The sequence below is a fragment of the Lysinibacillus telephonicus genome (assembly GCF_003966145.1).
Taxonomy (GTDB): Bacteria; Bacillota; Bacilli; order Bacillales_A; family Planococcaceae; genus Ureibacillus; species Ureibacillus telephonicus.
In genome coordinates this window covers 37,739-50,315 of sequence record NZ_RXNR01000003.1, presented here as the reverse complement: position 1 = coordinate 50,315, position 12,577 = coordinate 37,739, and the positions used below count along the sequence as shown (strand labels likewise).

At 33.0% G+C, this 12,577-nt stretch carries 9 protein-coding genes and 1 other annotated feature; of the genes, 8 read left to right on the top strand and 1 reads right to left on the bottom strand.

Features of this window, described 5'->3' with window-relative positions; translation table 11 throughout:
- The first annotated feature begins 56 nt into the window (after nt 1-56).
- The 4 genes from EKG35_RS01490 (at nt 57) to EKG35_RS01475 (ending at nt 4,182) form a co-directional block, all read left to right on the top strand.
- Nucleotides 57-314: a DUF3953 domain-containing protein gene (locus EKG35_RS01490; RefSeq protein ID WP_126292543.1), complete on the top strand. Its 258-nt coding sequence runs from the start codon at nt 57-59 to the stop codon at nt 312-314.
- Nucleotides 315-657: 343 nt separating this feature from the next.
- Nucleotides 658-2,382, top strand: coding sequence for a methyl-accepting chemotaxis protein (locus tag EKG35_RS01485; protein WP_126292542.1), 1,725 nt, complete (start codon nt 658-660; stop codon nt 2,380-2,382).
- Between the two features lie 168 nt (nt 2,383-2,550).
- Nucleotides 2,551-3,363, top strand: a complete 813-nt coding sequence (locus tag EKG35_RS01480; RefSeq protein ID WP_126292541.1) for an MBL fold metallo-hydrolase — start codon at nt 2,551-2,553, stop codon at nt 3,361-3,363.
- 78 nt (nt 3,364-3,441) lie between these two features.
- Nucleotides 3,442-4,182, top strand: coding sequence for a hypothetical protein (locus EKG35_RS01475; RefSeq protein WP_126292540.1), 741 nt, complete (start codon nt 3,442-3,444; stop codon nt 4,180-4,182).
- Between the two features lie 210 nt (nt 4,183-4,392).
- Here EKG35_RS01475 and EKG35_RS01470 read toward each other — a convergent pair whose 3' ends face one another.
- A complete protein-coding gene (locus EKG35_RS01470) occupies nt 4,393-6,384 on the bottom strand; it encodes a methyl-accepting chemotaxis protein (protein ID WP_126292539.1) in 1,992 nt (663 codons plus the stop codon).
- Nucleotides 6,385-6,675: 291 nt separating this feature from the next.
- Nucleotides 6,676-6,910, top strand: a binding site (T-box leader).
- 155 nt (nt 6,911-7,065) lie between these two features.
- Here EKG35_RS01470 and proS point away from each other — a divergent pair.
- The 4 genes from proS (at nt 7,066) to EKG35_RS01450 (ending at nt 12,399) form a co-directional block, all read left to right on the top strand.
- On the top strand, nt 7,066-8,502 hold the full coding sequence (gene proS / locus EKG35_RS01465) for a proline--tRNA ligase (RefSeq protein ID WP_126292538.1): 1,437 nt from the start codon (nt 7,066-7,068) through the stop codon (nt 8,500-8,502).
- Nucleotides 8,503-8,928: 426 nt separating this feature from the next.
- Nucleotides 8,929-9,915 (top strand): TAXI family TRAP transporter solute-binding subunit, encoded by a 987-nt coding sequence (locus EKG35_RS01460; RefSeq protein ID WP_126292537.1) that lies wholly within the window; start codon nt 8,929-8,931, stop codon nt 9,913-9,915.
- Nucleotides 9,899-10,375, top strand: a complete 477-nt coding sequence (locus EKG35_RS01455) for a DUF1850 domain-containing protein (RefSeq protein ID WP_126292536.1) — start codon at nt 9,899-9,901, stop codon at nt 10,373-10,375. The genes EKG35_RS01460 and EKG35_RS01455 overlap by 17 nt, the downstream gene beginning before the upstream one ends.
- Entirely contained in the window at nt 10,372-12,399 is a 2,028-nt protein-coding gene (locus EKG35_RS01450; protein ID WP_126292535.1) for a TRAP transporter permease, read from the top strand. Before EKG35_RS01455 ends, EKG35_RS01450 begins: the two co-directional genes overlap by 4 nt.
- Nucleotides 12,400-12,577 lie beyond the last annotated feature (178 nt).

Sequence of the window (12,577 nt, the reverse complement as noted above, 5' to 3'; positions counted from 1 at the left end):
ATGTACTTTTAAAAATTAGTGTGCTGGTTAATGGTAAGCATTCAAGAGGAGAAAAAATGAAGAATAGAAAATTTGATATTTACTTGTTACTTCAGCTTATTCTTACAGTTTTAGTCATTGGAATTAGTAGTTATAGTATTGTAACTGATGACTTTCGTTTTAATCAATTATCACTAGCTTTATTGAGTGGTATATTTATTATCCTTGGATTGAGGGAATATAAAAGCACGCAAAAACGATTGTGGTCTATCTCTTATTTTGGTGTTGCAATATTTTTAATATTCGCTGTATTTCTAAGTATTTTAAATGGGTAGCCAATGTAACCATTGATCTATAAATATCTCCTAATGGAAATTTGCGTAAAGGTGATTTTCATAAATCATTTAATTACCGTAAATTTATTATGTAAACTAAAATGATAAATCGATTTTAGATATTATTCTCCAGATAAGTAGTTATAGTTATTCTAAAATAGTAGTTTTAGAAAATATTAAACAAATTGTAGCTTCTATATAGCAAAGTTCCCATTATGTCAATAAAAATACCATCTTAATACTAAAAAGTAAAAAAATTTTCAAACATAGTTTCTCTATACATCTTTTCATAGTATGATTATGACAGTTGTGTTATTAGTACTATAGGGGGCTTTCTAATAAAATGAACAAAAGAACTAGTAAGATTAGACACACTTTAACTTTTCAACTAGGCACTATTATAGCGGGGATACTTGTGGTCATGATTTTAATCACTTCCATTGCTACTTATTTTACAGCCTATGATAAATTATATGAGGCTGCTGGAATAGAAGCTTATGGATGTGCTAATATAACTACTGGCCTAATAGATACAGAGGAATTAGCAGGTGCTATAGCTGGAAATTCTGAATTACAAATGAAAATAGGAGAACAATTAAATTGGACTACTGCTCATAAAGATATATTTGAAGCTCAATATATATTAGATTTAAATGGTAATTTAATAGCAGTTGATGAAAATCTTAGAGAACAAGGACTAGAACCCGGAGATGCTTTTCAAATAGATGAAAAAGCCATTTCAGCACTATTAGAAATGGGGCATCCAACATATTCAGAGCCATATGATTTTGCAGGAATGGAACGTTTATCAGGATATGCACCTATTTACAAAGACCATGATCCAGCTAAGGAAATTATTGCTATTAGCGCAATAGATTTTAATGCAGACATTGTTACTGAAAGAACTTGGGGTGTTGTAAGTAAAGGAATTCTGCTTAGCTTAATTCCTATGTTAATAGCATCACTTGTAACAGCATTATTAATTGGTCGAAAAACAAAACCAATCTCACAACTAATAAAGCAAGCAAAGGAAATTGCACAAGGTAATTTAATGGTTGAAAAAACTAATGTAAAAAGTAAGGATGAAATTGGTGATTTAGCTGATACGTTAAATCAGATGACGCTGAATTTACAAAATATGATTTCAACGATGAGTCAAACTTCCCATCAACTTACATTAAACGCAAATGAAACAGCAAGTTCTTTAAAAGAAATGAATGATACTGTTCAAGAAGTTGCAAATAGTATTGAAAATGTTACCGTCGCCATGACGGATGGAATGCAACATGCCGATAATGCTTCAAATGTTTTAACAACATTGGCAGATGACTTGCAAAATATGAAAGGAAAGGCAGATCTTTCAGTAATCAACTCAAATAAGACAATGAAAATTGCTGCAGAAGGGGAGCAGCGTGCTAAAGAAATTAGCAGCGACATGGAAAAAATAAAAAATGGTTCAGAAGAAGTAAGCGATACTATTAAGCAATTGGTAGAATCTACAACAAAAATTCAAACAATCACAACTACTATTTCAACCATTGCTTCTCAAACTAATTTACTAGCATTAAATGCATCTATTGAAGCAGCTAGAGCTGGAGAGCACGGTAAAGGTTTTGCAGTTGTAGCAGAAGAAGTTCGGAAACTTGCCGAGCAATCAAATTCAGAAGTATCTGAAGTAGAAAAACTTATAAAAGATATTATGGAACGAATTGGAAACGTTATGATTTCTTCTTCTGAGAGTAATAAATATATAGAAAAGGGTGCTGAAACAGTCGAACAAACAACAAAAGCACTTCGGAATATTTCTATCGCTGTGGATCAAACAGTGAATGAAATTAAAAGCATTTCTAATCTACTTTCAACTGAAACAGAAAAATCAAATAAAATTGTAGAAATGATCAATGAATTTACACATTCGATTCATGAGATTGAAAATACTATGAACAATATTTCAGCTGCTGCAGAGGAAACAACAGCTAGTATTTCAGAAATATCAAGCCGTTCCAGTGAATCAACAGAAATGGCTGAAAAGCTGGAGAAGTATGTTAAAAACTTCAAATTAAAATAACTAAGCAAAAAATGGGCGTCTTAGAGTATAGACGTCCATTTTTCTGTACTGTAAAGGGAGGCAGCAGGTACAAATAGAGTTTTAACTATAAAAAAACTGTTTTAAAGTTTAAAATACTAATTCTAGGAAAGGCATCTGAAAATAATATGAGTTATTGGGGGAAGAATATTGATTCAATTTCAAAACGAACAAATTACAGTGTTTCAAAGCGAACTATATAAAACCACGTCATCGGTCATACAAACAGAAGACGTATTATTGATCGTGGATCCAAATTTACTTCCGAATGAAGTAAAGGAGATTCAGGAACATGTAAATAAAGTGAAAGGAAATCGGCCTATTTATCTGCTATTTACTCATTCTGACTGGGATCATTTTATAGGATATGGTGCTTTTTTAGGTGCAACTGTAATTGCAAGTAAAATTTTTAAAGATAGAGATAATAAAGAAGAATTATTAAATCAAATAAAACAATTTGATGATCAGTATTATATAGACCGTGACTACCCAATCCTTTTTCCTCCTGTCGATATAACAGTCAATAACGATGGCCAAGTACTGAAAATAGGTAAAACTACTTTAACATTTTATAAAGCCGAAGGACATACGAATGATTCTATCTATACAATTATCGAACCACTTGGAATTTGGGTAGCAGGGGATTACTTATCGGATTTGGAAATTCCGTTTATTTATTTCAGTAGTGAAAAGTATGAGGAAACACTAAGAAAAACAGATATAATATTATCAAAACATAAAATTAATATGCTAATTCCAGGACATGGACATATAGCGGAAACTAGTAAAGAAATTATTATTCGTAATGATAAGTCACTGCAATATATTCAAGAGCTAAGAAAATCAATAAAAAATTACTGGGATTGCAGACATTTATTGAAAGACTATAAATACAAAAATGGTCAATTTGAAGACCATAATGGAAATATTTCATTAATTAAAAAGGAACTTAACATCGAATAGAGGCTAGACCTAGGAAGTAGCCTATATAGAATATTTGCATAAACTATATGAGGCGAATATAAGGGGGTGTAGTCATCAATGGGAATATACATTAATCACCCAGGAGTGTATATGAACGATAACGAATTAGTTGAACCGAATCAAATGGAATTTAAAAGAGATTACTTATCCGATATGCTTGAACAACATCGAGCTTCCATTCAAACCGTACATCAAAAAGTATCACGCATACAAAATTCTCAACTTCAATGGAACCAGCAACAATTAATGAAATGGGGGAGCTTTGATCTTCGTTTCAGTGAATTAAAAAATCAGGTTAAGAATTCCATAGAAAAAGTTGAAGCCCAAAACTTAAAATTCGAGCAGATTTTAAATCATGAACAGCAAATAAATGATAGTTTATCTAACCAAGTAAATTCAATTAGTAATTCTCAAAAGGAAATAGTTAAAAACCATGCTTTAATGGAAGATAAGCAAAGGGAAGTCATTGAATTATTAAAAGAATTGGCTGTTATAAACGAAGCAATGATGAAACGAATTGAACAAGTTGCATTTATGAATGAACAAATGAAAGAGAAATTAGATGAACAGTACCAATTGAACGATCAGATGGTTAGTCAAGTTTCATATATAGAGGAATCGCAAAAAGATGTATTAAATCGAGTAGATTGTAACGAGGGATTAATGGAAAAAATAATCCGTCAAATTGACCATTTACGTACCATTTTATTTGAACGCTCCAATTTCATAGAAGAAAAGATTGAAAAAGTATATCAAAATTCCTCAGATTATATAGAGAAGTTGAAAAATGGAATATAACAAAAAGAGGGCGTCTCAAAAGGGTGTGAGACGTCCTCTTTGATATACCGAAAGCGAAGCGACAGATACAAATTCATTCTGTATCGAAAGCGAAGCGACAGATACAAATTCATTCTGTATCGAAAGCGAAGCGACAGATACAAAATAAATAAAGAAAACTGCCCTAAAAGTATGGAGTACATAGTACTAGGACAGCCTCTTAATTAACTATTAAATCTTAAATTTACTTACCGCAATAGACAATTCTGTACTTAAATTATTTAATTGTTCAGAAGCATCTGCTACGGAATGAATTGCTGTAAGCTGCTCATCACTTGATGCACTAACTTCTTCACAAGCTGCAGCAGTTGATTGTGCTGTAAGTGCCATAGTTTCAATAGTTTCAACAACACGATCTTTATATTTTACAATATCTTCAATTTCAGTTGTGATATTAGTAAATGTAACTTCCATATTATTGATCAAATTCGAAATACTAGCAAAAAGAGCACCAGTATCCTCGACAACTATTCCTTGATCATTAAATGTATTTTCCATTTCTTTCATTTGTGATGTAACTTGATGTGACTTTTGCTGTAATTCAAGGATTGTTGTTTTTACTTGTTCTGTTGCAGATGCAGATTGTTCTGCTAGTTTACGAACTTCTTCTGCAACAACTGCAAAGCCTTTGCCATGTTCTCCTGCACGAGCTGCTTCAATACTTGCATTAAGGGCAAGTAAATTAGTTTGTGCGGATATCTCTGAAATAGTATCCATAACTGATCCAATTGCTGCAACTTTTTTCTCTAATGTAGAAACTGAAGCAGTCATTTCATTTAATTCGCCTTTAGATAAGTCGAATGAACCAAGTAAATTTTTCATTTTTTCTTGCCCAATTTCGTTTAATTTTCCAGCTTCTAAAGTAATATCATGCAAGGCCTTTGACTGTTCCTGCATTCCATTAATTTTATCGCCAAGCTTACTTGATGATTCTGTAACAGCATCAGCATTTTCAGAAGATGTGGTAGCACCGACTGCAATTTCATTTACTGCTTTTGAAACTTCAATGCTGGATGCACTTGTTTCCTCAGCTAGGGCACTTAAATGATGAGAGCGTTCTTCAACATTTAGAGAAGAGTCTTTTACAACTCCAATAATTCGTTTCATATTATCTATCATTTCATTAAAGTGATGACTTAAACGCCCGATCTCATCTTGAGATTTTACATCTATATGAACTGTTAAGTCGCCGTTTGATACTTGACCCATTAAAGAACTTAATGTAGAAATTGGTTTAATGGTTTTAGTAATAAAGAAATATAGAACAATAAATGTAATAATTAAGATGACAATTGTAAATAAAAGAATAATATGTTGAATACTTTGAGCATTTTCTTGTAAATTATCTACATTATAAATAGCCGCAACAGTCCAGCCAATTTCAGGGATTTTATTATAAACTAATACCGATTCTTCATTATCAACAGATGTTTCAAGATTACTTGTTTGATTTGAATCAGCAAGGATTGATGCAACATATTCCTCTGAACTTAAATTTTCACCGAATTTAGATGGATGAACAATAGCTGTACCACTTGCATCAAGAATAACAGGATATCCTTCAAAACCTAAGTCAATTGAAGAAATCATTTCTGTTAAGCTTGATAATAGAATATCAACGCCTAATACACCTACAACCTCATTGCCTTCTTTTACAGCTATTGAACCAGCAATTGCATATTGACCGGTAGAAGAGTCGATATATGGAGCAGACCAAATAAAGGAATCTGGATTAGCAATTGCATCATTGAACCATGAACAGGAATGAACATCTAAATCAAAAATTTCATCAAAATGTGGTTCAGTAATAATTTTATCACCGTCTGTGAAATAAATCGAAGAGGCTCCATTATAAACAGAAAGGTATGTAGCTAGCTCGCTTCGGAACTTTATATCCGCTGCATCGTTATATGTAGTAGAGTTTTTAAAATAATCTAGCACTTCTGGCGAAGCAGACATTTTTTTCATGCTTTGTTCATATCCATCCAAAAAAGTTGTAATAGAGTTTGATAACTGATTAACTATAATCCCACTCTGATTTACAACACTTTCTTCTGTTTTTGAAGAAATTGTTAATGAACTAATAGTTGCTAAAGAACCTAGGCCGAGTACAATAATTACTAGTACAATTGCAATAATTCGCCATCTAATTGATAATTTCAATAATATACACCTCCCATATGTTTTCGATATAATATTACCATTTCGTATGAGTCTTATTAAATATGACTTCAGAAGTATAAATTATAGTGAAAATTAAAATATTTGAAGATCAATATAATACTTTATTACATATAATTTACTATTATTTGGGAATAGCTTTTTAAAGGATTTAATATTGTTTATGGTTGGTAACTTTATTTGATAGAAATTAAAAGTTTCCATTAATTTTTTGATAAAAATTCTTTTACCAACATTGTATTATTCTTCTTTATTTGATACATTATAAGAAATATAAAATCAATGATGTGACCAAGTAAATAAGAATTGTGAAACAGAAAATGTAGCAGTTGCTGAGAGCTATATCACCGCTTCTTATTGAACCCTATCACGGAGAAGTTAGAAAAACTAACCGAGTCGTTACCGTTACATAACGATAGAGGGCCATAAGCGCTATCTTTTTAATTGAAGAAAGCAATGGCCGAACTAAGGTGGTACCACGTCGATTCAGCACAAAGACGTCCTTTGCTTGAGGACGCTTTGTGCTTTTTATTTGCTTACGTTTAATAGCAGTGAATATGGTGAAAATAAGACTAACTACCAATTTTATGAAACGACTATCTTTATGCTTTAAATAGGGTAATGAAAGGTCTAAATTGTAAAAAGTTTTTAGGAGGAATAAATATGTCTCAACAAACAAATGATTTTTCAAAATGGTACATTGATACAATTCAAAAAGCAGATTTAATGGATTACACACCAGTTCGCGGTTGTATTGCCTTCAAACCAGATGGCTACGAATTATGGGAACATATCCAAGGGGAGATGGATCGCCGTTTTAAAGAAACTGGTCACCGTAATGCATATTTCCCAATGTTAATACCTGAATCTTTCTTCCAGAAAGAAAAAGATCATATCGAAGGATTTTCACCAGAACTTCCTTGGGTAACAGAAGCAGCAGGAGAGCAATTAGAGGAACGTCTTGCTCTTCGTCCAACTTCGGAAACAATGATCGGGCACCTATACTCAGATTGGATTAAAAGCTATCGCGATCTTCCACTGTTAATTAACCAATGGGCAAACGTTTTCCGCTGGGAAAAGAAAACTCTTCCATTTATCCGAACTTCTGAGTTCTTATGGCAAGAAGGACATACTGCTCACGTGGATGAAGAAGACGCTCGTAAAGAAACAATGCAGATGTTAAACATCTATAAAGAAGTAGTAGAAGGTTTCCTAGCGATTCCTGTATATGATGGTCAAAAAACACCATCTGAACGTTTTGCAGGGGCAGTTGACACATATTCAATAGAAGCAATGATGAAAGACGGGAAAGCGGTTCAAGCAGGTACATCTCACTATTTAGGTACAAAGTTTGCTGAAGCCTTTGATATTAAATATTTAAACAAAGAAAATAAACATGTTCATGTTCATACAACTTCGTGGGGAACTTCAACACGTTTAATCGGTTCAGTTATTATGGTTCATGGTGATGAACAAGGTCTAGTTCTTCCACCAAAAATTGCTCCAACACAAGTTGTTTTAATACCTGTTGGGCCATGGAAAAAGAACCCTGCAATTATTGAGAAATTAGACGAAATTTTTGCAGCATTAAAAGCGAAAGGTATCCGAGTTCGTCTTGATGATTCAGACCAATCGCCAGGTTTCAAATTTAACGAGTGGGAATTAAAAGGTGTACCGGTACGCATCGAGCTTGGGCCACGTGATTTAGAAAACAATCAAGTATTATTAAAAGCTCGTGATGAAGCTGAAAAGCAAACTGTTCAGTTAGCTTCTGTGGTTGAAGCAATCGAAAAAGAGCTTGAAGTTATGCAAACACGTTTATATGATAAAGCTAAAGCATTCCGTGACGCTAACTCACATACTCATATTGATTCTTTAGAACAATTACAACAACATTTAACTGATTCTGAGAAAAACGGAACAATTCCAGGTTGGGTTTTAGCTGGATGGTGCGGTGATGATGCATGTGAAGAACATGTTAAAGAAGAAACTAAATTCACAACACGTAACATTCCATTCAACCCACCAACTGAAAAACATACTTGCATCAATTGTGGAAAAGAAGCAAGACACACAGTATGGTTTGGAAGAGCTTATTAATTAAATTAAGCAGAAGTATTTAATAAATATAATAGAGAGAAGGGGAGTGTCTTGGTTCCCCTTCTTTTTTTAATGCAGATTTTTAATAATATTATTATGTAAACTAATGTAGTATATGTGATTCTTATAAAATTGGAGTAAAACGAGGGAAATCATTAATCTACTAGACTTAAAAAAATAATATAAATCAACTAAAACTCAAAAATAATTATCAAAAATAGTGTTATACTATCATTATATTTCTTTTATATTATTCAAATTGTTTTAATTTTTAAAATATAATATTGATTTTCAGTTTCATATATCTTATATTTTAGTTACTCAAAAATTTCACAATTTGTTAACATTACTGTAAAATTTTTGATGAATGGGTATTATTTTATCATATTTTGTATCCGTTTTCATTCAAACGAGGGGGGCTAATATATGAAAAAATCTGCATTATTTTCATCAATAGCATTATCAGTATTTTTAGTAGGATGTGGTGGTGATTTTGGCACTACAAATGAGCCAAGCACTTCAAATGAAAGTTCAGGGGATGGGTTAGAAACAAATATTGTGACAATTGCTACTGGTGGGGCGTCTGGACCCTACAATATTCTGGGTACAACTATGGGGGAAATTTACTCAACTGAATTCGGTATTAACTCAAGAACTCAAACTACTGGGGCATCTGTAGAAAATTTAAATTTGATGTCTCAAGAAAAAATTGAAATGGCATTTGTAATGAGTGATGCTTTATCACAAGCAATTAATGCTGAAGAAAGTTTTAAAGAGCCAATTGAAAATGTTTCGCAGATTGCGAATTTATATCCAAACGTAGTTCAAATTATTGCCAAAAAAGATTCTGGTATTGAAACAATAGAAGATTTAGTTGGGAAACGTGTTGCGGTAGGTGACCAAAACTCAGGTGTTGAATTAAACGCCCGCGCTTTATTGAATGGACATGGTATTACTTATGATGATATTCAAGTAGATTACTTAGGTTATGCTGAAGCGGCAGATGGATTAAATGCTGGTACAATTGACGCGGCATTCTTAACAAGTGGTCTACCAAACGCTTCTGTATTAGAACTATCTGAAACAACTGGAATTACATTAGTGTCAATTGAATCTGAAAATGTTGAAGAAATTGCAAAAGAACATCCATACTTTATCTCTTATGAAATTCCAGCTGGAACATACGGAAATGAAGAACCGATTAAAACAGCTGCTGTTCCAAATGCATTAGTTGTTAGAAATGATTTAAGCGAAGACGATGTTTACAAATTAACGAAAGCATTCTTTGAAAACTTAGATAAGTTAGCAAACTCTCACCAAGCTGCAAAAGAAATTACATTAGAGAAAGCTCAAGAAGGTTTAATCGCTCCTTTACATCCAGGAGCACAACGTTACTATGACGAACAAAAGTAATAAGAAAAGATGGTTATGGGGTATAGGGGTCCTTATACTCCTTGCCATTTTTTTTATAAAGATTCCTGTATTTGTGTTCGAATTTGAGGACCGAACATATTTTTTATTAGAAGATTCGTTTCAATTAAAATGGATTCACTCTGTTGAGAAAGAAGAATGGATCGAAACATATGAACAACAAGGGAATGAAATACTTTTATTGGAAACCCACTTTAAAACATTTGGTGCAGGTGTACCGAGTATAGCTAAAGATACAGAACTAACAGATGGATTTGTCAAAATGAAAATGGACATACGCTATCCAGAACTATATTTAACTGTTTCAGAAAATGTTGAAACAACGATTATTAGTGAGGATCGTGAAATTCCCATTTATAATTATGCAAATGATTATGACGTTGTACATATCACAATCAGACGAATTTATCTATGGGAATTATTATTGGGAGGGAAGTTATGAGCGTTGTAAAAGATATAGAATCAAAGAAAGTTTTCGTTGATGAAATTTCGGAAGAAAATGTTAAAAAAGTATTAGAAAAATATGATACAGATTCTAATGTTCGAAAATTTAATAATAAAACAATTGTTATTTTTATTGCTGCATTAGGAATATTATTTTCCTTATTCCATGTATATACAACATACAATCCTCTTCCAACATTATTACAAAGGACAGTACATTTACTCATTGCATTAGCTATTTGTTTTTTAATTTATCCAACATATAAAAAACAAGATCGAACAAAAGTTCCATTTTATGATTGGATTCTATTTGCACTTAGTATTTTATCATGTGTATATTTATTCGCCCAATATGAAGCAATTATGACTGAAAGAGGGGGAATTCCAAACACAGTCGATATTATTATGGCGATTTTAACTGTCATTTTGGTATTTGAAAGCGCAAGACGTGTAACTGGTTGGGTATTGCCAATTCTAGCACTTATTTTCCTTTCATATCCTTTTTTTAGCCATGTTTCATGGCTTCCAAATATGCTAATGACTCGCCCCTTCGATCTTGGTGATATTTTCGGTCAATTATATTTAAAAACAGAAGGCTTGTTCTCAACAGCTATTGGTGCTTCTGTACAATATATCTTCTTATTCATATTATTTGGTGCATTTTTAGCGAAATCCGGAATGGGACAATTTTTCAATGATTTAGCATTAGCGCTTGCGGGACATCAACAAGGTGGTCCGGCTAAAGTAGCAGTTATTTCAAGTGCATTTATGGGTAGTATTAATGGTTCCGCAGTAGCAAACGTTGTAGGAACAGGTGCATTTACCATTCCATTAATGAAAAAAATAGGTTATGAAAAGAACTTTGCCGGTGCCGTTGAAGCAAGTTCCTCCATAGGTGGACAAATCTTACCGCCAGTAATGGGTGCTAGTGCATTTATTATGGCTGAAACTACTGGTATTTCTTATGGTACCATTGCTCTTGCTGCAGCACTTCCAGCAGTTCTATTTTTCTTAGGGGTATTAATGCAAGTACATTTCCGCGCAGGTCGCTCAAACTTAAAAGGTATTCCAAAACCAGATCTGCCTCGTGTAAAAGAGGTATTTAAAGAAGGAGGACACTTACTAATACCTTTAGTTGGTCTCGTTATATTCCTTGGTTCTGGTGTTCCTGTTGCATATTCTGCCTTATATACAATTGTGTTAACTATTGTAGTTGCAGCGTTAAAAAAGAATACTAGAATGTCATTTAAAGATATCTTATCTGCCTTGGAAGATGGTACAAAACAATCTCTATCAACAATTGTTGCCTGTGGTGTTGTAGGGATTATTATTGGTGTAGTAAACTTAACAAGCTTTGGTTCAACGCTTACAGCTGCTATTACAAATCTTGGTGCAGGATCATTATTCTTAACTTTGTTCTTAACGATGATTGCATCGATTATTTTAGGAATGGGTCTTCCATCTATTCCAGCTTATATTATAACAGCAACAATGGCAGCGCCATCACTAGCTGAATTTGGCGTTCCAATTCTTGTCGCTCATTTATTTGTATTTTACTTTGGTATTTTCGCTAATATCACGCCTCCGGTAGCACTTGCTTCATTTGCTGGCGCAGGACTTGCAGGGGGAGATCCGATGAAAACGGGTATGATTTCTGTTCGATTATCGTTAGCAGGCTTCATAGTTCCTTATTTATTTGTTTATGAACCTGCAATGCTAATGATTAATCCATCTGGTCTTCCAATGAACGCAGTTGATTTCCCGATGGCATCCATAGCAGATATCATCATCGTATCGTTGACTTCAATTGTTGGTGTAATAGGTATTGGAGCTGCAATTGAAGGATATTTCGCAACACATTTAAATATGATTATCCGAATAGTGCTTGGAGTTGGAGCACTATTGATGCTAATACCAGAGCCAATTACAGATATTATTGGTACTGTAATTGTACTTGCGGTTTTTGTAATGAATTATGTTCAAAATAAAAAGATAAAAAAGAAGACAGTTTCCGCTGCTTAAAAGAGATTGAATTAATTAAACTTAGAAAAATGCAAGAATGATAAGTATAGTAGTTCTTGAAAAATCAATAGCAGCTTCAAGCTTTGTACAAGTTATTCAATCGTAAAAAAAGACTGTAGATAATCTCAAAATTTTCGAGCTTGTCTACAGTCTGAATCGACTCAAACGTGAGTCGATT